15 protein-coding genes are annotated in these 22,824 nt (G+C 62.9%); 2 read left to right on the top strand and 13 right to left on the bottom strand.

Annotated elements, in window-relative coordinates:
* The first annotated feature begins 239 nt into the window (after nt 1–239).
* Entirely contained in the window at nt 240–1,478 is a 1,239-nt protein-coding gene (locus tag ACVIN2_RS37315) for an FAD-dependent oxidoreductase (RefSeq protein ID WP_456769433.1), read from the top strand.
* Here ACVIN2_RS37315 and ACVIN2_RS37310 read toward each other — a convergent pair.
* The 13 genes from ACVIN2_RS37310 to ACVIN2_RS37250 all read right to left on the bottom strand — a co-directional run bounded on the left by ACVIN2_RS37310 (nt 1,406) and on the right by ACVIN2_RS37250 (nt 21,621).
* Nucleotides 1,406–3,436 (bottom strand): ABC transporter ATP-binding protein, encoded by a 2,031-nt coding sequence (locus tag ACVIN2_RS37310; RefSeq protein WP_456769432.1) that lies wholly within the window; start codon nt 3,434–3,436, stop codon nt 1,406–1,408. The genes ACVIN2_RS37315 and ACVIN2_RS37310 overlap by 73 nt on opposite strands.
* A gap of 132 nt (nt 3,437–3,568) precedes the next feature.
* Nucleotides 3,569–5,629, bottom strand: a complete 2,061-nt coding sequence (locus ACVIN2_RS37305) for an FAD-dependent oxidoreductase (protein WP_456769431.1) — start codon at nt 5,627–5,629, stop codon at nt 3,569–3,571.
* 191 nt (nt 5,630–5,820) lie between these two features.
* Nucleotides 5,821–10,017: a DNA-directed RNA polymerase subunit beta' gene (rpoC, locus tag ACVIN2_RS37300; protein WP_456769430.1), complete on the bottom strand. Its 4,197-nt coding sequence runs from the start codon at nt 10,015–10,017 to the stop codon at nt 5,821–5,823.
* Between the two features lie 128 nt (nt 10,018–10,145).
* Entirely contained in the window at nt 10,146–14,261 is a 4,116-nt protein-coding gene (rpoB, locus tag ACVIN2_RS37295) for a DNA-directed RNA polymerase subunit beta (RefSeq protein WP_007602996.1), read from the bottom strand.
* Nucleotides 14,262–14,743: 482 nt separating this feature from the next.
* Complete coding sequence (gene rplL, locus ACVIN2_RS37290; RefSeq protein ID WP_007602994.1) at nt 14,744–15,121, bottom strand: 50S ribosomal protein L7/L12; 378 nt, start codon at nt 15,119–15,121, stop codon at nt 14,744–14,746.
* 54 nt (nt 15,122–15,175) lie between these two features.
* On the bottom strand, nt 15,176–15,694 hold the full coding sequence (gene rplJ, locus ACVIN2_RS37285; protein WP_027567495.1) for a 50S ribosomal protein L10: 519 nt from the start codon (nt 15,692–15,694) through the stop codon (nt 15,176–15,178).
* A gap of 577 nt (nt 15,695–16,271) precedes the next feature.
* On the bottom strand, nt 16,272–17,219 hold the full coding sequence (locus ACVIN2_RS37280; RefSeq protein ID WP_456769429.1) for a 2-hydroxyacid dehydrogenase: 948 nt from the start codon (nt 17,217–17,219) through the stop codon (nt 16,272–16,274).
* Between the two features lie 90 nt (nt 17,220–17,309).
* On the bottom strand, nt 17,310–18,002 hold the full coding sequence (rplA, locus tag ACVIN2_RS37275; protein ID WP_007602988.1) for a 50S ribosomal protein L1: 693 nt from the start codon (nt 18,000–18,002) through the stop codon (nt 17,310–17,312).
* A gap of 6 nt (nt 18,003–18,008) precedes the next feature.
* The gene (gene rplK / locus ACVIN2_RS37270) at nt 18,009–18,437 is read right to left on the bottom strand and encodes a 50S ribosomal protein L11 (RefSeq protein ID WP_007602986.1); all 429 of its coding nucleotides are present in this window, start codon (nt 18,435–18,437) and stop codon (nt 18,009–18,011) included.
* 130 nt (nt 18,438–18,567) lie between these two features.
* Nucleotides 18,568–19,122, bottom strand: coding sequence for a transcription termination/antitermination protein NusG (nusG, locus tag ACVIN2_RS37265; RefSeq protein WP_007602985.1), 555 nt, complete (start codon nt 19,120–19,122; stop codon nt 18,568–18,570).
* Nucleotides 19,122–19,313, bottom strand: a complete 192-nt coding sequence (gene secE, locus ACVIN2_RS37260) for a preprotein translocase subunit SecE (RefSeq protein ID WP_007602984.1) — start codon at nt 19,311–19,313, stop codon at nt 19,122–19,124. The genes nusG and secE overlap by 1 nt, the downstream gene beginning before the upstream one ends.
* A gap of 375 nt (nt 19,314–19,688) precedes the next feature.
* Nucleotides 19,689–20,957, bottom strand: a complete 1,269-nt coding sequence (locus ACVIN2_RS37255) for a methyltransferase domain-containing protein (protein ID WP_456769428.1) — start codon at nt 20,955–20,957, stop codon at nt 19,689–19,691.
* A gap of 76 nt (nt 20,958–21,033) precedes the next feature.
* The gene (locus ACVIN2_RS37250; RefSeq protein WP_245446597.1) at nt 21,034–21,621 is read right to left on the bottom strand and encodes an SIS domain-containing protein; all 588 of its coding nucleotides are present in this window, start codon (nt 21,619–21,621) and stop codon (nt 21,034–21,036) included.
* A 161-nt stretch (nt 21,622–21,782) separates the two neighbouring features.
* Here ACVIN2_RS37250 and ACVIN2_RS37245 point away from each other — a divergent pair, with 161 nt between their 5' ends.
* Complete coding sequence (locus tag ACVIN2_RS37245) at nt 21,783–22,811, top strand: SDR family oxidoreductase (protein WP_456769427.1); 1,029 nt, start codon at nt 21,783–21,785, stop codon at nt 22,809–22,811.
* The last annotated feature ends 13 nt before the right edge of the window (nt 22,812–22,824 follow it).

Here is a 22,824-nt window from a genome sequence, read left to right as displayed (position 1 = left end):
GGGTTCTATAAGTGGGAGTCGGTCAAGTCAAGGCGAAACGTCAGTCAGAAGCGCTTCCCGCGCCTGCCGAAATCGCTTCACGGGCCGCTCGCTGCACGTTCGCGATATGGAAACGAAGAGCGCGTTCCGCCACCTCGAATCCAATTTATACCCGGGTTAAATATACTTTTGTAACCTTTGGCTAAGGCTTTCTTTCCGGTTGGAGCGCCAATGTGCCGCCTTGGGCAGAGATTAGCACCATGCGGTACACCGACATTGCCATTATCGGCGGGGGATTGTCCGGCTCGACCGCCGCCGCGATGCTCGGCCGTAGCGGCATTTCGACCATCCTGATCGATCCGCATGAGAGCTATTCGGCGGACTTTCGAGTCGAAAAACTCAGTGGTCACGTGCAGGTCGGGCGATTCCTGCAGACGGGAATCGCCGAATCGGTGCTGCGCCGCGCGACCTTTGTGGGCGAGAACTGGATCGCGCGCTTCGGCCGCCTTCTCGACAAGGCGCCAAGCCGGCAGTTCAACATCCTCTACGATTCCCTCGTCAACGCTGTCCGCGACGAAATTCCTGCCGGCGTCGAGCGCATCTGCGCCAAGGCCGTCTTGGTCGAGACAAGTGCGGAGCGGCAGAAGGTCACTCTCTCCAACGACGAGATGGTCTCCGCCCGGCTGGTCGTGCTCGCCAACGGCCTCAACGTCGGCCTGCGCCACCAGCTGGGAATTTCGCGAAAAGTCGTCAGTGCCTGCCATTCGATTTCGGTCGGGTTCGACGTGGTGCCCGCGGGACGGGACTCGTTCGACTTCCCGGCGCTGACCTATTTCTCGGAACGGCCGAGCGACCGCATTCCCTACCTCACACTTTTTCCGATCGGGATGCGGATGCGCGCCAATCTGTTCGTCTACCGCAGCTTCGACGATCCCTGGCTGCTTGAGCTGCGCCGCGCGCCCGCCGAGACGTTGAACGCCGCGCTGCCACGGCTCAAGCGCATCACCGGACCATTCGACATTCCCGGTGAGCTGAAGATCCGCCCGGTCGATCTCTACGTGAACGACCCAAGTGGCCAACCCGGCCTCGTGCTAGTGGGCGACGCCTTCTCGACCTCCTGCCCGGCCGCCGGCACCGGCTGCGACAAGGTCTTCACCGACGTCGAGCGGCTCTGCAACCTCTACATCCCGCGATGGCTGGCCTCCGACGGGATGGATACAAGCAAGATCGCCACCTTCTACGCAGATCCGGTCAAGCGGGCGTGCGACGATTGGTCGGCGGCGAAGGCATTCGACTTCCGCTCAGTCTCCATTGCGACCAGCCCCTATTGGACGGCGCAGCGCTGGGCACGCTTCATTGCCTGGTCGATTCAGGGGCTATTGCGGCCGCTTGGAGGAGCCTTCGATCTGGAGCCGAACTTTCTCGGTCATTCCTCCTCATCGCCCTCGTCGAGCTCGGCTTCATCCTCGTCGTCATCGTCGCTGTCCTCGTCGACGTGAGCCGGCGCGCCATGCGGTTGGTGGATCTGGTCGTTCCACAGCTTGCGATAGGTGCCGTTCTTGGCGAGCAGTTCCGCATGAGAGCCGCGCTCGATCGCCCTGCCCCCTGAAATCACGATGATCTCGTCCATCTCGACCACCGAGGTCAGGCGGTGGGTCGACCAGATCATGGTGCGGCCCTTGGCAACCTTCAGCAGCGTGCGGTTGATCGCGGCTTCCGTGGTCTGGTCGAGCGCCGAAGTGGCTTCGTCCAGCAGCAGCACGGAGGGATTACGGATGACCGCGCGCGCGATCGCGATACGCTGGCGCTGGCCGCCCGACAAGGTATCGCCGCGCTCGCCCACCGGCGTGTCGTATCTTTGCGGCAGGCTCATGATGTAACGGTGGATCTCGGCCTTCTTGGCCGCCTCCTCCACCTCCTCGTCGGTCGCGCCCTCCTTGCCGAGCCGGATGTTCTCCCGGATCGACATGTTGAAGAGCATGTTCTCCTGGAACACCACCGCCATGCTCCGGCGCAGCGAATCCAGCGTCACCTTGCGGACGTCGACGCCGTCGATGGCGACGCGCCCCTCGTCCGGCACATAGAGCCGCAGGATCAGATTCAGCAGCGTGCTCTTGCCGGAGCCCGAGGGACCGACGATGGCAATGCGCTTGCCGACACTGAGCTTGAGACTGAGATTGTCCAGCACCGGCGTCTGGCTGCCTTCGTACTGGAAGGTCACGTGGTCGAAGGTGATGTCGTTGGTGATGCGCGGCAGATCGGGCGCGCCGGCACGATCGGCGCTGCGCGTGGGCTCGTCGAGCAACTCCTGCATGTGACGAATCGCGGCTGCCGAGGAGATCGACACCGGGATGAAATGCATCACATGGGCGATATTGTAGGACACCTCCCAGAACGCGCTCTCGAAGGTGACGAAGGTGCCGATGGTGATCTGACCCTTGGTCGCCAGATACGCGCCGATCGCGAGCACGACGAGATGCAGGAGCAGCACCGAGATGGTGACCGTCCGCTCCACCATGGTCGACAGGAACGCCGCCGAGGCCATCTTGTTTCGCGTCTCGTCGTTGCGGAATTTGAAGAACCCGAACATCCGGCGTTGCAGGCTGAACGCCTTGATCACGGCCTGCGCCGCCACGTTCTCCTGCACCATGCCGAGCAGCGCGGACTCATTGAGCTTCTGCTCGTAATTCGCCTGAACGGCCTTCGGCGTAAGCATGCGGGGACCGATCAGCGTGATCGGGAACACCAGCAGCGCAACCGCCGCGAGCTGCCAGTTCAGGAACACCATCAGGATGATGCCGGCGATCAACTCCAGGAACGGCAGTGCCGCACTGTTGGCGAAGGTCTTGACCGACCCCTCGAAGGCCGCGAGGTCGACTGAGAAGCGCGACAGGATCTCGCCGCGCTTGGTGCGGCCGAAATAGGCCGCCGGCAGGTCCTGGACGTGCTCGAACAGCCGTTTGCGGACGTCGGAGATGATGCACGCCGCGAGCCGCGCATCCCAGCGCTCGTACCAGACCGCGACGATCGAGGTGAAGATGCCCGCGACCGCGAGCACGCCGAGGATCTTGTACAGCGCCTGAAAATCCTCCTCGCCGAGCGCGTCGTCGATCAGGTACTTCAGGCTGAGCGGCATGATGACGTTGAAGAGCGTCTCGACGAAGACGCCGAACGCCACGAAGGACAGCATCTGCTTGTAATTGACCAGGAAGGGTTTGACGAAGCCCAGGATGGTCGCGAGCGCGCCGGCGGCCTCGCGCGCGGTAAAGACGACGAGGTCCTCGTCCTCATCGTCGTCATCGAGCTCCAGCCCGCCATCCTCCTCGTCTTCGTCGTCCTCGTCGTCCTCGTCGTCTTCGAGGGCCGGCTTGGCGATAGGGGCGAGCTTGTCGTCGAGCTCGGCCGCCTCTTCCGCGGCGAGCTTCTGTTTGTCGGGCGGGAGGGGCTTGGACGCCATGAAACCAACCGATGCTGACGGCCGGCATGACCGTAGAGAAAGAAGGAAATAGCGGAAACCGCTATTGCATCGATTCTATGCGATCAGGATGAATTCGGCAAAACAATTGGCGAAGGCGCCCGTTTCAGGCGGCTAGTCGTCTTCCTCGTCCTCGACCTTGTCGAAAAAGGAATAGCGCAGGGAATCGGCGTCGGCGTACCACTGGCCCGGCCCCTTGTTGGCGGCGAGCGTCGCCTCCCAGAGCGCATCGGTGCAGTCCTTGCGGTGCATCGACAGCTCGAAGCCGTTGCCGAAGAACAGTTCGGACCATTCCCACCAGGTGCCGAGCTTCTTGACCCCACGCAGGAGGTCGTAGCGGTCGATCAGTGCCGGCGCCATGTCCGAGGTGACCGAGCCGAACACGAGGCCGGTCTTGACCACACGGTTCAGCTCCCTGATCGCACGGACCACCTGCTTCGGGGAAACGTGGCAGAGGCTGGTCTCGAACACGAAGTCGAACGCACCGTCCTTGAACGGCATGTCGGTGATCGAACCGAGCTTGTTGTACTTCTTCAGCGCCTTCGGCGTTCTGGCGTGAATGGCGCGGTTATTCTCGATGCCGAAGGCATCGATGCCGCGGTCGCGCAGCGCGCCGACAAGTTCGCCGCTGGCCGAGCCCGCGATCAAGAGCTTCGTGCCTTTGGCCTTGCCCCAGACAATGCCGATCAGTTTTGTGAGATAGTCGGGATCGGTGAAGTGTTGCCACACTTCGCTGTAGGGACCCTGGCCGCGATAATTGTCGAAATAGTCGCGATCGATCTTGTCCGAGAGCGGCTTGTCGTCCTGCGAACGCTCGCGGCGCAGGCGCATCATCTCGGTCAAGATGATGTCGGTCGCCGCGTCCGAGGAATCGAGCAGGCCGTTCAGCGTCGAGTCGAACAGATAGTCGCCGACCACCACGATTCCGGGATGTTCCTTCGGCTCCGGCCGGTGATTGGTCATGACATCGCGCACGGGCAAGCCGCCCGGAATCGCGTTCACCGACGACAGCCAGCGGTGGATCTTGCCTTCCAAGAAATGGGCGCGCGCATCGCCGAGCGATGCCGGCAGCGATTTCAGCGCGGCATCGATCAGCTCCTGGTCGGAGAGATTCGCAAAGGCCAGCGCGTCGGAGCCCGGAATCAGCCAGTTCAGTACGCCGTGCTTGCCCACATCATGGCGCGCACCCTCGTTGTAGACACAGCAACCGCCAAAGGCTTCCGACATGAACCAGGCGCCGGCGATCTTGTCGCCCCAGAAGGGCGTGTCGAACAGGATCGAGACACGCAAATAGTGCGCGGGGCGATCGAAGTACGAGACGTGCTTGACCATCGACTTGCGGAGCTGTTCGCCCTCCCAGCCGACGGTCCCGAGCCAGGAATGCGGCAAGCAGACCAGCACAAGGTCGAAGTCGCGCGTCTCCGGCCCCTTGCCGTTCATCATCTTGAGCTGATAGCGGCCGGTCGGCGCCTTCCCGACCGTGAGGATGCGGTGATTGAGCTGGATGTCGGCATTGACCTCCGACTGGAGGCACTCGATGAGCTGCTCGTTGCCGTTCTGGATGGAATAAAGGCCGATGTAGCCGTCGACATCCATCAGGTAGTTCTTGAGCGCGTTGAGCCCGTTGGTGTTGTGGCTCTCGGTCGCGAGGTCCGAGCGTGCCATCACCTTGAAGAATCGCTTTGCGGTCTCGTCCTCGACCTCCTCGTCGAGCACCTGTTCGGCGGTCTTGTAGGCCCAGGGATTCTCGTTGTCGTGCGCGCCGACGCCCTCGTAATATTCGATCGGCGTCATCGCCTCGGCGCAGCGCTTACGGAACGCCTCGATTGCGGCTGCGGTCTTGGCGCCGTATTTGCGGCGCATCCCCGCGACGTCGTTGAGGAGCTCGCCGCCGAACTGGACTTGCTCGGCATCCATCGGAATGGTCTGCAAGCCGAAATGCTGGATCAACTCGCGCAACGGATCCGGCCCGGTCATCGAGTAGTCGTAGATCTCGGCAACGCCGGCCTCGTACATCGCGGGCGCGGAATCGAATTTGCGCGTGACGATCTTGCCGCCGAGCCGGTCGGATGCCTCGTAGATGGTGACGCGGCAGAGGTCGCCGAGCTTGCGCTTCAGATACCAAGCGCTCATCAGCCCGCCGGGGCCGCCGCCTACGATTGCGAGATCAAGCATGAGAATTCCGTGGTCTCCGGCCCGCCCCCTTCACGGGACCACCGGTCTAAGCTCTCCTAGCAGAAGCGCTTTTGCGCCTGAAGGAAAGATGAACAAAGGTTGATCCTGCACCGCAACAGGGAAACAAAGCAGCAAAAAGGCCGGCTTTCGCCGGCCTTTTCAGTGTCCTCGGTATTCCTACGGATGAACGATCATTCCGCGGGTGGCAGCGCCATCGGCTCCACTTCCGGCGCCGGCGGCACGACGGCCGCCTGCTTCTCGCGCTCGTCGAGGATCATCTTGTCGCGCTTCACGGCGACTTCGCGGATCTTCGCCATGGAGGCGCCGGTGCCTGCCGGAATCAGCCGGCCGACGATGACGTTCTCCTTGAGGCCTTCGAGCGGATCGACCTTGCCGTTGACCGCCGCTTCCGTGAGGACGCGGGTGGTCTCCTGGAACGAGGCCGCCGAGAAGAAGGAGCGGGTCTGAAGGCTCGCCTTGGTGATGCCGAGCAGAACCGGCGTTCCCGTGGCGATCTTCTTGCCCTCTTCCTTGGCCTTCGCGTTGATCTGGTCGAACTCGATCTTGTCGATCTGCTCGCCCGAGATCATGTCCGTGTCGCCCTGGTCGGTGACTTCCACCTTCTGGAGCATCTGACGGACGATCACCTCGATGTGCTTGTCGTTGATGAGCACGCCCTGGAGCCGGTAGACCTCCTGGATCTCGTTGACCAGATAGGCCGCGAGTTCCTCGATGCCCTTGACCGCCAGAATGTCGTGCGGCGCCGGGTTGCCTTCCACGATGAAGTCGCCCTTTTCGACGACGTCGCCGTCCTGAAGGTGGATGTGCTTGCCCTTCGGGATCAGGTACTCGCGCGCTTCGTCGGTCTTGTCCATCGGCTCGATCGAGATGCGACGCTTGTTCTTGTAGTCGCGCCCAAACCGGATGGTGCCCGCGATTTCGGCGATGATCGCCGCATCCTTCGGACGCCGAGCCTCGAACAATTCCGCCACCCGCGGCAGACCGCCGGTGATGTCGCGCGTCTTCGCGCTTTCGGTCGAGACACGGGCGAGAATGTCGCCCGCCTGGACCTTGGCTCCGACATCGACCGACAGAATGCCGTCGACCGACAGCATGTAGCGAGCATCGCCGCCACGGGCGAGCTTGAGCACCTTGCCGTCCTTGCCCTTGATCACGATGGCGGGACGCAGGTCCCCGCCGCCGCGCATCGAGCGCCAGTCGATGACCACGCGCTTGGCAATACCGGTGGCCTCGTCGAGCGTTTCCGAGATCGACTGTCCCTCGACCAGATCCTCGAAGCCGATGGTGCCTTCGACCTCGGTGAGGAGCGGACGGGTGTAGGGATCCCATTCGACGATACGCTGGCCGCGCTTGACCATATCGCCCTCGTCGACGTGCAGGCGCGAACCGTACTGAATACGGTGCGTCGCACGCTCGGTGCCGTCGGCATCGACGATCGCGATCACCATGTTGCGAACCATCGCGACCAGGTGGCCGTCGCTGTTGCGGGCGATGGCCTTGTTCCTGATCACGATCTTGCCGTCGAAGTTGGATTCGACGAAAGATTGCTCGTTCAGCTGCGCCGCACCGCCGATGTGGAAGGTACGCATGGTGAGCTGGGTACCAGGCTCGCCGATCGACTGCGCCGCGATGACGCCGACCGCTTCGCCGTGGTTGACCGGCGTGCCGCGAGCGAGATCGCGGCCGTAGCACTTGCCGCAGATGCCGTTGACGAGCTCGCAGGTCAGCGCCGAGCGGATCTTCACCTCCTGGACGCCGCCCTGATGGATGGCATCCAGATGGCTCTCTTCCATCAGCGTACCGCGCTTGAAGATCACCTTGCCCGTGCTATCACGCACGTCTTCGCAGGCCGTGCGTCCGAGGATGCGCGAGCCGAGCGAAGCGACCACGGTGCCGGCATCGACGATGGCGCGCATCTTGATGCCGAGCTTGGTGCCGCAATCGTCCTGCGTGATGATGCAGTCCTGCGCGACGTCGACGAGACGACGGGTCAGGTAGCCGGAGTTCGCGGTCTTCAACGCGGTGTCCGCGAGGCCCTTGCGGGCGCCGTGGGTCGAGTTGAAGTACTCGAGCACCGAGAGGCCTTCCTTGAAGTTCGAGATGATCGGCGTCTCGATGATCTCGCCCGACGGCTTGGCCATCAGGCCGCGCATGCCGGCGAGCTGGCGCATCTGGGCCGGCGAACCGCGGGCACCGGAGTGAGCCATCATGTAGATCGAGTTGATGTCGGCATCCGCCCCGCTCGCCGTCTTCTTGGTCGAGGAGATCTCCTTCATCATCGCCTTGGCGATTTCTTCCGTGGCCTTCGACCAGGCGTCGACGACCTTGTTGTACTTCTCGCCATGGGTGATCAGACCGTCGTTGTACTGCTGCTCGAAATCCTTCGCCAGCGTACGGGTGGTCTCGACGATCTTCCACTTGGAGTGCGGCACGACCATGTCGTCCTTGCCGAACGAGATGCCGGCCTTGAACGCGTTGTAGAAGCCGAGCGCCATGATGCGGTCGCAGAAGATCACCGTCTCCTTCTGACCGCAGTGGCGGTAGACCTGGTCGATGACGCCGGAGATCTCGCGCTTGGTCATCAGCTTGTTGATGATCTCGTAGGGAACACGCGGATTCTTCGGCAGCAAATTGCCCAGCATGACGCGGCCAGCGGTGGTCTCGATCCAGCGCTTGGAGATCTTGCCGGTATCGTCGATGCCTTCCCACCGGTACTTGATCTTGGTGTGGAGGTGGATGACCTTCGCGTGCAGCGCGTGCTCGAGCTCCGCCATCTCGCCGAAGATCTTGCCCTCGCCGGGCAGGCCTTCGCGCATGATGGAGACGTAATAGAGACCGAGCACGATGTCCTGCGACGGCACGATGATCGGCTGGCCGTTCGCCGGATGCAGGATGTTGTTGGTCGACATCATCAGGACGCGCGCTTCCAGCTGCGCTTCCAGCGACAGCGGGACGTGCACGGCCATCTGGTCGCCGTCGAAGTCGGCGTTGAACGCGGCGCAGACCAGCGGGTGGAGCTGGATCGCCTTGCCCTCGATCAGCACGGGCTCGAACGCCTGGATGCCGAGGCGATGCAGCGTCGGTGCGCGGTTGAGCAGCACCGGATGCTCGCGGATGACCTCGTCCAGGATGTCCCAGACCTCGGGCCGCTCCTTCTCGACCAGCTTCTTCGCCTGCTTCACGGTGGTGGACAGGCCCTTGGCGTCAAGCCGCGAGTAGATGAACGGCTTGAACAGCTCGAGCGCCATCTTCTTCGGCAGGCCGCACTGATGCAGGCGCAGCTCGGGACCGACCACGATCACCGAACGGCCCGAATAGTCGACGCGCTTGCCGAGCAGGTTCTGACGGAACCGGCCCTGCTTGCCCTTGAGCATGTCGGCGAGCGACTTCAGCGGACGCTTGTTGGCACCGGTGATGACGCGGCCGCGGCGGCCGTTGTCGAACAGCGCGTCGACGGCCTCCTGAAGCATGCGCTTCTCGTTGCGGATGATGATGTCCGGCGCGCGCAGCTCCATCAGCCGCTTCAAGCGGTTGTTGCGGTTGATGACGCGGCGGTAGAGGTCGTTGAGGTCCGAGGTCGCGAAGCGGCCGCCGTCCAGCGGCACCAGCGGACGCAGGTCCGGCGGAATCACCGGGACCACGGTCATGATCATCCATTCCGGCTTGTTGCCGGAGTGGCGGAACGCTTCCACGATCTTCAGGCGCTTGGCGAGCTTCTTGTGCTTGATGTCGGAGTCGGTCTCCTGCATCTCCGCGCGCAAGGTCAGCTCGAGCTTCTCGAGATCCATGCCCTTGAGCAGCTCGCGGATCGCTTCCGCGCCGATCATGGCGGTAAAGGAATCCTGGCCATACTCGTCCTGCGCCTTCAGATACTCGTCTTCCGACAAGAGCTGACGGTCCTTCAGCGCGGTGAGGCCGGGCTCGAGCACGACGTAATATTCGAAGTAGAGGATCCGCTCGAGATCCTTCAACGTCATGTCGAGCAGGAGGCCGATGCGCGAGGGCAGCGACTTCAGGAACCAGATGTGGGCGACGGGAGCTGCGAGCTCGATATGGCCCATGCGCTCGCGCCGGACGCGCGACAGCGTGACCTCGACCGAGCACTTCTCGCAGATGATGCCCTTGTACTTCATGCGCTTGTACTTGCCGCACAAGCACTCGTAGTCCTTGATCGGCCCGAAGATGCGGGCGCAGAACAGGCCGTCGCGCTCGGGCTTGAAGGTACGGTAGTTGATGGTTTCCGGCTTCTTGATCTCGCCGTACGACCAGGACAGAATCTTCTCGGGGCTCGCGATCGAGATCCGGATCTGGTCGAAGACCTGAGCCGGCGTCGTCGGATTAAAGAGATTCATAATTTCTTGGTTCATCGTCTTCTCCTCGCGTGCCGGTCGCCTCCGGCAGCAAATTCGAAAATCACTATGCGGGGCGCCCTGCCCTCGCGATTCGAGGACTGGGCGCCGATGCCCGGCCATTCAGGCCGGGCATGAGGGTCGTATTACTCGGCCGCTTCCGCCGTCCCCGGTCCGACCTTGGAATTGTGCAAGTCGACGTTGAGGCCGAGCGAGCGCATTTCCTTGACCAGCACGTTGAACGATTCCGGAATACCGGCCTCGAAGGTGTCGTCGCCACGCACGATCGCCTCGTACACCTTGGTACGGCCGGCGACGTCGTCCGACTTCACGGTCAGCATCTCCTGGAGCGTGTACGCCGCGCCGTAAGCCTCGAGCGCCCACACTTCCATTTCGCCGAAACGCTGGCCACCGAACTGCGCCTTGCCGCCCAGCGGCTGCTGGGTAACGAGCGAGTACGGACCGATCGAACGCGCGTGGATCTTGTCGTCGACGAGATGGTGCAGCTTGAGCATGTAGATGTAGCCCACCGTCACCTTGCGGTCGAAGGCGTCGCCGGTGCGACCGTCATAGACGGTCGACTGGCCCGAAGCGTCCAGACCGGCAAGCTTCAGCATCTCCTCGATGTCGGCTTCCTTGGCGCCGTCGAACACCGGCGTCGCGATCGGAACGCCGCGGCTCAGATTGTGGCCGAGCTCGATCAACTCGTTGTCGTTGAGCGACTTGATCGTCTCGTCCTCGCCGTAGACCTTCTTCAAGGTTTCCTTCAGCGGCCGGATGTCCTGCTTCGACAAATAGGCATCGACCGTCTGGCCGATACGCTTGCCGAGGCCGGCACAGGCCCAGCCGAGATGGGTCTCGAGGATCTGTCCGACGTTCATGCGCGAGGGCACGCCGAGCGGATTGAGCACGATGTCGGCATGCGTACCGTCTTCGAGGAACGGCATGTCCTCGATCGGCACGATCTTCGACACCACGCCCTTGTTGCCGTGGCGGCCGGCCATCTTGTCGCCGGGCTGGATCTTGCGCTTCACCGCGACGAAGACCTTGACCATCTTCATCACGCCGGGCGGCAATTCGTCACCGCGCTGAAGCTTTTCGACCTTGTCGAGGAAGCGCTGTTCCAGCCCCTTCTTCGACTCGTCGTACTGCTTCCGCATGGCCTCGATCTCGGCCATCAGCTTGTCGTTCGGCGAAGCGAACAGCCACCACTGCGACTTCGGGTACTCCTCGAGCACCGCACGGGTGATCTTGGTGTCCTTCTTGAAGCCCTTCGGACCGGCGATGCCCTGCCGTCCCTCGAGCAGCTCGGCAAGACGGTTGTAGACGTTGCGGTCCAGGATCGCCTGCTCGTCGTCGCGGTCCTTGGCCAGACGCTCGATCTCTTCCCGCTCGATCGCCAGCGCACGCTCGTCCTTGTCGACGCCGTGCCGGTTGAACACGCGCACTTCGACGATGGTGCCCTGCACGCCCGGAGGAACGCGCAGCGAGGTGTCGCGGACGTCGGAAGCCTTCTCGCCGAAGATGGCGCGCAGGAGCTTTTCTTCCGGCGTCATCGGGCTTTCGCCCTTCGGCGTGATCTTGCCGACCAGGATGTCGCCAGCGCGCACTTCCGCGCCGATGTACACGATGCCGGCTTCGTCGAGGTTCTTCAGCGCTTCTTCCGAGACGTTCGGAATGTCGCGGGTGATTTCCTCGGGTCCGAGCTTGGTGTCACGGGCCATCACCTCGAATTCTTCGATATGAATTGAGGTAAACACGTCTTCCTTCACGATCCGCTCGGAGAGCAGGATCGAGTCTTCGAAGTTGTAGCCGTTCCACGGCATGAACGCGACGAGCACGTTTCGACCGAGCGCGAGCTCGCCGAGATCGGTCGACGGACCGTCGGCGATGATGTCGCCCTTCTTGACGATGTCGCCGACCTTCACCAGCGGACGCTGGTTGATGCAGGTCGACTGGTTGGAGCGCTGGTACTTCATCAGCCGGTAGATATCGACGCCCGACTTGGTCGGATCGAGATCTTCCGTGGCGCGGATGACGACGCGGGTTGCGTCGATCTGGTCGATCACGCCCGAACGGCGCGCCGCGATCGCAGCACCCGAGTCACGCGCAACCACGCCTTCCATGCCGGTGCCGACGAACGGCGCTTCGGCACGAACCAGCGGCACCGCCTGGCGCTGCATGTTCGAGCCCATCAGCGCGCGATTGGCGTCGTCGTTCTCGAGGAACGGGATCAGCGCGGCTGCGACCGAAACGAGCTGCTTCGGCGACACGTCCATGTAGTCGACCTTGTCCGGGGTCACCGGCAAGACTTCGCCGGCGTGACGGCAGACCACGAGATCTTCGGTGAAGCGGCCCTTCGGGTCGAGCGGCACGTTGGCCTGCGCGACCGTGTAGCGGCCCTCTTCCATTGCCGAGAGGTACACGACCTCGTCGGTGACACGCCCGTCCTTGACCTTGCGGTAAGGCGTCTCGACGAAGCCGTACTTGTTCACGCGCGCGAAGGTCGCGAGCGAGTTGATCAGGCCGATGTTCGGGCCTTCCGGCGTCTCGATCGGGCAGATGCGGCCGTAATGCGTCGGATGCACGTCGCGCACCTCGAAGCCGGCGCGCTCGCGGGTCAGACCGCCCGGTCCAAGTGCCGACAGGCGGCGCTTGTGGGTGATCTCCGACAGCGGGTTGGTCTGGTCCATGAACTGCGAGAGCTGCGAGGAGCCGAAGAACTCGCGCACGGCGGCGGCCGCCGGCTTGGCGTTGATCAGGTCCTGCGGCATGACCGTGTCGATGTCGACCGAAGACATGCGCTCCTTGATCGCGCGCTCCATGCGGAGCAAGCCGATGCGGTACTGGTTCTCCATGAGCTCGCCGACCGAACGCACACGGCGGTTGCCGAGATGGTCGATGTCGTCGATCTCGCCCTTGCCGTCGCGCAAATCCACCAGCGTCTTGATGACCGAGAGGATGTCTTCCTTGCGCAGCGTGCGCTGGGTGTCGGGCGCATCGAGGTCGAGGCGCATGTTCATCTTGACGCGGCCGACCGCAGAGAGGTCGTAGCGCTCGGCGTCGAAGAACAGCGACTGGAACATCGCCTGGGCCGAATCCAGCGTCGGCGGCTCGCCCGGACGCATCACGCGGTAGATGTCGAACAGCGCGTCCTCACGCGTCATGTTCTTGTCGGCCGAGAGCGTGTTGCGGATGTAGGCGCCGACATTGACGTGGTCGATGTCGAGCAGCGGCAGTTCCTTGTAGCCCTGCTCGTTGAGAGCCTTCATCGACTTGTCGGTGATCTCTTCACCGGCTTCCGCGTGGATCTCGCCGGTCTTGGGATTGACGAGGTCCTCGGCGATGTAGTTGCCGACGAGCTCCGCATCCGACAGGCGCAGCGCCTTCAGGCCCTTCTCCTGCATCTGACGCGCACCGCGCACGGTGAGCTTCTTGCCGGCTTCGAGCACGACCTTGCCGGTATCGGCGTCGATCAGGTCGTTGATGGTCGAGTAGCCGCGGAAACGATTGGCGTCGAACGGAACACGCCAGCCCTCCTTGATCCGCTTGTACTGGATCTTCTTGTAGAAGGTGCTGAGGATCGCCTCGCCGTCAAGACCGAGCGCGAACATCAGCGACGTCACCGGAAGCTTGCGGCGACGGTCGATACGCGCATAGACGATGTCCTTGGCGTCGAACTCGATGTCGAGCCAGGAGCCGCGATACGGGATCACGCGGGCGGCGAACAGCAGCTTGCCCGACGAATGGGTCTTGCCCTTGTCGTGATCGAAGAACACGCCCGGCGAACGGTGCATCTGCGAGACGATGACGCGCTCGGTGCCGTTGACGATGAAGGTGCCGTTCATCGTCATGAGCGGGATGTCGCCCATGTAGACGTCCTGCTCCTTGATGTCCTTGACCGACTTCGCGCCGGTTTCCTCGTCGATATCGAACACGATGAGGCGCAGCGTCACCTTGAGGGGGGCCGCGAAGGTCATGCCGCGCTGGCGGCACTCGTCGACGTCGTATTTCGGCGGCTCGAACTCGTAGCGGACGAATTCCAGCATCGAGGTGCCCGAGAAGTCCGAGATCGGGAACACCGAGCGGAACACCGCCTGCAAGCCCTCGTCCGACCGCCCGCCCTGGGGCTCGTCGACCATCAGGAACTGGTCATAGGACGCCTTCTGAACCTCGATGAGGTTCGGCATCTCGGCCACTTCCTTGATGTGTCCGAAGAACTTGCGAACGCGTTTGCGACCGGTGAATGTCTGCTGCGCCATCGTGGCCTCTCATTTTCGTCGCCCGATTTGGGCGCGCCCTCCGGAACGCGGCGACCGCCGCTCCCCGGGTTGAATTTTTCGAACCCGTCTTGGGGGCCGGAGACTCAGTTTCAGGCAGGAATGTCCTGAATCTGTTCTTCAGACCTTCAAAACGCAAAACGACGCGCGGGGCGCAGGAGCGCGCCCGCCCGTCACAACCAACCTCTTCACGGACTGCAAAAGCCCGAAATAGCTTGCTCTCCCAACGGCTTACAGGGAATGCGGCATCCCTGCCCACCGCGCTTTCGTGCTGCCGACCCGATATGGGGCGACATTAGTGCAGATTCGAGGGACAAACCCTCAAATCCCCACACTTTTTCGTGTTCGGCCTGCGTCGGGTCGTTCCGTCGCACGCCTTTTGCATCTGGCCCACCCCTTCAGGGAGTGGACCGAGATCCCGGTTGCGATGATGCTGACCGGGATCTCGTGCCAGTAAGCGCTGCTTACTTGAGCTCGACCTTCGCGCCAGCCTTCTCGAGCTGGGCCTTGAGCTTCTCGGCTTCGTCCTTGTTCACGCCTTCCTTGACAGGCTTCGGCGCGCCCTCGACGAGGTCCTTTGCTTCCTTCAGGCCCAGGCCGGTGATGGCGCGGACTTCCTTGATGACCTCGATCTTCTTGTCGCCGGCGGCGGCAAGAACGACCGTGAACTCGGTCTTCTCTTCGGCCGGAGCGGCGGCGGCGCCACCACCAGCCGGGCCGGCCACGGCGACAGCCGCGGCAGCCGAAACGCCCCACTTCTCTTCGAGGAGCTTCGCGAGTTCGGCAGCTTCGAGCACGGTGAGGCTCGAGAGGTCGTCAACGATCTTCTGCAGGTCAGCCATTGTTCAGTTTCCTTGAATGTAAGTCTGGTTCGGGTTTGAGTTTTGCGAAGGGCGTCAGGCCGCTTCGCCCTTTGAGGCATAAGCCTGGATGACGCGCGCGAGCTTGCCCGCGGGCGCGTTGGCGAGCTGAGCGATCTTGGTCGCCGGGGCCACAAGCAGGCCGACGATCTTGGCGCGCAGTTCGTCAAGCGACGGCAGCGAGGCAAGAGCCTTCACGCCGTCGACATTCAGGACGGTCGTTCCCATCGAGCCACCAATGATGACGAACTTTTCGTTCGCCTTGGCGAATTCGACGGCGACCTTTGGCGCCGCTACCGGATCGTCCGAAGTGGCGATCACGGTCGGTCCCTTCAGCATGGGGCCGATGGCAACGACGTCAGTGCCTTCAAGAGCAATTTTGGCGAGACGGTTCTTCGAGACCTTCACCGAGGCGCCAGCCTGCTTCATCTGCGAGCGCAGCTTCTGCATCTGGGCAACGGTCAGGCCGGAATATTGGGCAACGACCGCGACGCTCGTGGTCTTGAAGACCCCATTGAGCTGTTCGACCGCTTCCTTTTTTGCCGCTCGTTCCACAGCAAGCTCTTTCCGGTTGGCGGTCATCGCGAAAGCGGGACCGCCGGGTTGCACCCATCGTCCCGCCCAAACCTGAACCTCAGGGCCAAACCCATCGGACACGCCGGGCAAGACGACAATTCAAAGCCTGCCCTCCGGGAGCTCGTTGGAGCCCACGGCGTGTCGAGGTCCGAACCAAACCCATTCCGCAACCGACCTTAAGGCGGCCACGACGTGAAATCCGGTCTTCACCCGTCTATGCAGGCCATGCAATTAAGCCGTTGAGAAATCGAAATTCCCCGCGGGCGCCTGCAGTCTTGGACAGGACAAGGTCAGCCGGCGAACCGCCCGACCTCTGCCCGCATCCCACACCCGACGGGTTTCCCTCCTTTTCCGGCAAATCCTCACGGACGCCCTGAAAAGGAATGATCTCCATCGCTTGTTTTCGGAATGCGTGCACGAACGCGCCAGCCGAGGCCGGCACGTCCGGAAGCGGTTCTTTAACCGCTCGGGGCCTGCTTGCCAAGAGCAAAATTCACACCAGTTCCACTCCGTTGCCGCAGGCGCTTGACCCGGGCCGACAAGGGCCGATTCAGGCTCATTTGACCCTGTAAGGCAGTGGCTTGCCTTCGAAAAACGCGGTCAGGTTCGCCAGCACGCAGCTCTGCATGGCGACGTGCGATTCGAGGGTGTGGCCGCCGATATGGGGGGCGAACACGACATTTGGGAGCGCCGTCAGCGCGTCGGGGGCGTGCGGTTCCTTGTCGTAGACGTCGAGACCCGCGCCGGCGATGGTCCTCTCGGTGAGCGCCGCCACCAGAGCTTTCTCGTCGATCACCGAGCCGCGGGAGATGTTGACGACATAGCCGTCCGCCCCGAGGCGCTTGAGGATGTCGGCGCTGACGGCATGCTGGGTCTCGGCTCCTGCCCGGACCGCAATCATCAGCACGCTGCACCAGTCGGCCAGCGCCTCCAGCGTCGGGAAATATTGATAGGGCAGATCGGATTTGCTGCGGCTGAAATAGCCGATCTCGCACTCGAAAGCGGCGCAGCGCGCTGCGATCTTGCGGCCGATCTCGCCCATGCCGTAGACGCCGATGCGGCGGCCCGGCATCCCGGCCTGCGGGCGCATCATCGGCGAGGGCTTTGACGCGGCCCAATCGCCGCTGCGGACGTACTGGTCGGCAACCAGGATTCGCCGCGTCGTCGCGAGCATCAGGGTCATCGCGATGTCGGCGACCGAGGCCGCATTGGCGCCCGGGCTATGTCCGACCGCGATGTTGCGGGCAGCCGCGGCCTTCAGGTCAACACCGTCATAGCCAGTGCCGTAGCAGACGATGGCGCCGAGCTTCGGAAACAGGTCCATCGCCTCCGCGCCCAGCGGCGTGCCGCCGGCGGTGAGCACCGCGCGGATGCCGCCGAGCTCATCGGCCGAAAACATCTCCCGCGCCGGCTTGCCGCCGGTGTCGAGCAGCTCGAACCGCTCGGCGAAGCGCGCCATCATCGTCTTGGGAAAGCGCGAGTAGATCAGGACCTTGTCAGTCATTGTTCTTGTTTCCGGTGAACGCCGTCACAAACGACGAGGGGCGGAATCGGTTGCCCAATTCCGCCCCTCGCCTCATGTCGTTTCCAAACCTTAGCCGAGAATGGTGCCCGGCTCGACCTTCACGCCGGGACCCATCGACGAGGACACCGCAACGCGCTGGATGTAGGTGCCCTTGGAACCGGCCGGCTTGGCCTTGGAGACAGCGTCAGCGAGAGCCTTGATGTTCTCGACCAGTTTTTCCTCGGTGAACGAGGCCTTGCCGACGCCAGCCTGCAGGATGCCGGCCTTTTCGACGCGGAACTCGACCGAGCCGCCCTTGGCGCCCTTCACGGCGCCGGTGACGTCCATGGTCACGGTGCCGATCTTCGGGTTCGGCATCAGGCCGCGCGGGCCGAGCACCTTACCAAGGCGGCCGACCAGCGGCATCATGTCGGGGGTTGCGATACAGCGGTCGAAATCGATCGTACCGTTCTGCACTTTCTCGACCAGGTCCTCGGCGCCGACGACATCGGCTCCGGCAGCCTTGGCTTCGTCGGCCTTGGCGCCGCGGGCGAACACGCCGACGCGGAGCGTACGGCCGGTGCCGTTCGGCAGGGTCACGACACCGCGGACCATCTGGTCGGCGTGACGCGGATCGACGCCGAGATTGATCGCAACCTCGATGGTCTCGTCGAACTTCGCTTTCGCGCGTTCCTTGACCATCTTGATGGCGTCCGCGAGCGGGTAAAGCTTTTCGCGATCAATACCTTCGCGGGCTTTGTTCAAACGCTTTCCGATTGCCATGAGCCCTTACCCCGCCACTTCCAGACCCATCGAACGGGCAGAGCCCTCGACCATCTTCATGGCCGACTCGATCGAGTCGCAATTGAGATCCTTCATCTTCTTCTCGGCGATCTCGCGCACCTGCGCTTTGGTCACCGCGCCCGCCTTGTCACGGCCCGGCGCCTTGGAGCCGGACTGGATCTTGGCAGCCTGCTTGAGGAAGAAGGACATCGGCGGCGTCTTCATCTCGAACGTGAACGAACGATCGGCGTAGATCGTGATCACGACGGGAATCGGGGTATTCTTCTCTTCCTTCTGGGTCTGGGCGTTGAACGCTTTGCAGAACTCCATGATGTTGAGACCGCGCTGACCGAGCGCGGGACCGATCGGGGGCGAAGGATTCGCCGCACCGGCCGGGACCTGAAGCTTCAGGTATCCGGTCACTTTCTTTGCCATGTATCACTCCTGTTGGGCCGGCCTGGGCCGGCGGTTTCAGGTTCGTGGTCTGGGTCGGATGCGGCTGGCAACCGCCCTCTCCCTCCCACGGCCTCTTGTTGCGCGAGACCGAAGCCTCACGCCTACCCGATCAGACCTTCTCGACCTGACCGAATTCCAGTTCGACCGGCGTGGCACGACCGAAGATCGACACCGCGACCTTCACGCGCGACCGCGCCTCGTCGATTTCCTCGACCACACCCGAGAACGAGGCAAACGGGCCGTCGGCCACGCGCACGTTCTCACCGATCTCGAACGACACCGACGCCTTCGGCCGTTCCACGCCCTCCTGCACCTGGTGCAGAATGCGCATGGCCTCGGCTTCCGAGATCGGCATCGGCTTGTTTTCCGCGCCGAGGAAGCCGGTCACCTTCGGCGTATTCTTGATCAGATGAAACGCCTCGTCGGTCAGCTTCATCTTAACCAGCACGTAGCCCGGGAAGAACTTGCGCTCGGCGTCGATCTTGCGGCCGCGGCGCACTTCCGTGACCTTCTCGGTCGGGACCAACACCAGCTCGAACAGCTCCTCGAGCCCGCGCTGCTTGGCCTGCTCGCGGATCGATTCGGCGACCTTCTTCTCGAAGTTCGAATAGGCGTGGACGATGTACCAGCGCTTGTCAGACAATTGAGCCGTTGCTGTTGCCATCAGTGAATGCCCAGAAGGAAGGTGATGAGGACGCGGATGATCTGGTCGGCGGCGAAGAAGAAGATCGAGGCCACGGCGACCATGACGAACACCATGATGGTGGTGATCGTGGTCTCGCGGCGGGTCGGCCAGGTGACCTTGGCGGTCTCCGAGCGCACTTCCTGCAAGAACTTGAACGGGCTGACTGCCATCGTTTGATGTCCAACGTCCGTCGACAGACGCGAATGAATTTCAGGGATCCGAACAGCCGCCGTTGGCCCAGCCCTCTGTCGAAGGATGAGCCGGAAATCGGGCTCGATTGTTCGGGGATTTCAAAGCCGCGCCGGAAATCCGCGTCTAACGGGCCGGCTGCGAGTGCGCGGTATCTACTGCGGATGGGACCAAAGGTCAAGATAGAGAGGCCCGCGCGGGTAAACCGACCTCCGCGGGCGACCGATTAGAGATCAGGCCGATCAAGGGCTTATCTGCCGCCTGCAAAGCGCCGCCCCAGGGCCTCAGCCGGTTCCGCGCAGAACGAGACCACCGGGGGCCCCCCTCACCTGCAGCCCCTTTCGCGACCCCTCAAGTCAGTCGGCCCGGTCGATCGTCGAAATGCCTGGCAACGGCACGACGAACTTTCCGCCCTCGGCGAAATAGCCTGCATGCTTGGCCCGGATCGGATCCACATAGCGCCAAGCGAAGACGACGACGAACGCCGGCTTGCGCTCGTAAAGGGCGGCGGGCGGCAGGATCGGGATGTCGTACCCCGGGCCGGCCATCACGTTCCCCTTCTTGGGGTCGTCGTCCACCAGGAAGTCGATCTTGGTCTCCAGGCCGAACTGCGGCAGCAGGGTCGTGGTCCCGACTGAGACGCCGTAGCCGGCCACGAGCTGGCCGCGCGCATGGGCGGCATCGGCCATTGCGACCAGCTCGTCGCGGATGGCGGCGATTCTCTTCGCATAGGGCACATAGTAGGCCGGCCGGTCGACGCCGAGCCGGTCTTCCTCGGCAATGAAGCGCGCGACCTCCGCGGACGGCTTCTTCGCGCCGCCGGCACGCTGCACGGTCACCCGGATCGAGCCGCCCTTGGTCTCGATGTGCTGGACGTCGATCAATTCCATGCCGAGCCGCGCGAAGAAGCGCGTCAGCGGCTTGATGTTAAAATACGACAGATGCTCGTGATAGACGGTGTCGAGAAGGTTCTTCTCGGTGACGTCGACGCCATACTGCGTTTCGAAAACGAACAGCCCGTCCGGCGCAAGCACGTCGCGAACCCCGATCACCAGCGGGTCGAGATTGTCGACATTGGCGATCATGTTGTTGGCGATCACGACACTGGCCGCGCCGTGGCTTTGCAGGATGCGGCGACCGATGGCATCGGTGAAGAAATCGCCGATGGTCTCGATTCCCGCTTCCGTCGCACGCCCCGCGATGTCGACGGCGGGATCGACGCCCAGCACCCGCATGCCGCGCTCCCTAAAGAAACCGAGCAACGATCCGTCGTTGCTGCCGAGCTCGACGACCAGCGAGCCCGGCGCGATGGCAAATCGGCTGACGACGTCGTTGGCATAGCCCGCGAAGTGCTCCCGCAGGCCAAGCGAGAGCGAGGTGGTATAGACGTAGTTTCGGTATTGGATCTCTGGATTGCCGACGTGGAGAATCTGCAAATGGCCGCAGTCCGCGCACAGGTGCAGCGCCATCGGCACCGCGGCCCGAAAGACGGGATCGTCGACGCTTGCGTCCGGCACCTGAAAGTTCGGCGTGCCGATGGGCATGCCTGCCATCGGGACGACAAGCTCTTGCTTGTCCGAATGACAGAGACGGCAGGTATGGCGGACGTAAAACAGGTTTTTCATCGTAGGACCGTAAGACGGAGACATGCGAGCGGGTGAGGTAATCCCACCCCGTGGTGATCAGATCGACGGCACCGCCTCAGGACGCCGGATACTCCGCGCGACCAATGATGAGGTCGATCGCGGCCATCATCCAGAACTGATGCGTGGTCTCGACGATGTTGTAGCTGCGGCTGTCGACGTAATAATTGACGTCGCCGAGATTGCGCAGCGGATTCTCCGCGTTCATGCCCGACAGCGTGATCACATCGAGCTTCATCGTCCGCGCCTGCGCGACCGCATTGAGAATGTTCTTCGAGCGTCCCGACGAGCTGATCGCGACGAGGCAATCGCCGGCGCGGGCGCTCAGCCTCACAGCGTGCGCAAGCCAGTCCTCGAAACCATAATCATTGGCAAGGCACGACATCATGCTGGCATCGCTGAAGCAGAGTGCGGGCACTGATGCGTTCTTCGCCAGATCGATTGCGAGATGCGAGGCGATGCCGGCCGAGCCTCCATTGCCGATGAAGATAACGCGGCCGCCCTGCTCGCGCGCGCGCAACCAAGCCGTGCGGGTGGCGGAAATCCTGGCGAAAACCCCGTCGTCAATCGCCGTCGCGCGATGGAGGCGTCCTACGTAGTCGTCAAGGAAAGCCTTGTGATCGGGATCGACGGACTCGGCAGGCATGGGCTCGCGGCTCGACGGCGACATGACGCCCTGATACCGGCTATCACCAGCGATTGCAAAGGTATATTACCTTCGAAGTTGACCAGCAGCCGATTCGGTTTCCACCTTCACTCAACATTGGCGGGCCTGTTTCGCTGGGCATTCGCATCACGGATGTTCCTATGAAATGCATCGTTACCGGTGGCGCGGGCTTCATCGGCAGTCACCTCGTCGACCGCCTCCTCGACGACGGCCACGAGGTCGTCGCGCTCGACAATTTCGTGATCGGACGCCCCGAAAATCTGGCCTCGCGCATCGATTCTGATCGACTGAAGATCGTGCGGGCCGACGTCACCGAGCTCGAATCGATCAAGCCGCATTTCGACGGCATCGACTGGGTATTCCATCTCGCAGCGCTGGCAGACATCGTTCCCTCGATCGAGTCCCCGATCCCGTATCACCGCGCCAATGTCGACGGCACGGTCAACGTTCTCGAGGCTGCACGGCAGGCGGGCGTCAGCCGCTTCGTTTATGCCGCGTCGTCTTCCTGCTACGGAATTCCCGACGTCTACCCGACGCCGGAGAGCGCCGAGATCCGGCCGATGTATCCCTATGCCCTCACCAAGAATCTCGGCGAGCAGTGCGTCATGCACTGGTGCCAGGTCTACAAGCTGCCCGCGGTCGCGCTGCGCCTGTTCAACGTGTACGGGCCGCGCCATCGCACCACGGGAACCTACGGTGCGGTGTTCGGCGTGTTCATGGCGCAGAAGCTCGCCGGCAAGCCCTTCACGGTGGTCGGCGACGGCGAGCAGACCCGCGACTTCACCTTCGTCAGCGATGTCGCCGACGCTTTCGTGACCGCCGCGCGCTCCGAGGTTTCGAACGAGATTTTCAACGTCGGCTCCGACAACACCTACAGTGTCAACCGGCTGGTCGAGCTTCTCGGCGGCGACAAGGTCCACATTCCCAAACGTCCCGGCGAGCCCGACTGCACCTATGCCGACATCACCAAGATCAAGCGGATCCTGAAATGGACGCCGAAGGTAAAATTTGAGGACGGGGTCGCGACGATGCTGAAGTCGATGGATCAGTACAAGGACGCCCCCCTGTGGACGGTGGACAAGATCGCGGACGCGACGAAGGACTGGTTCAAATATCTCGGGGACAACAACGACGCGGCGTCCGGCGCGCCGCAGAAGGCAAGCCAGTGAACAGGTTAGCCGG

Source organism: Bradyrhizobium sp. USDA 3650 (assembly GCF_054057395.1).
Note: the sequence above shows the minus strand (reverse complement) of the source record. Positions and strands in the feature narration are given on the sequence as shown.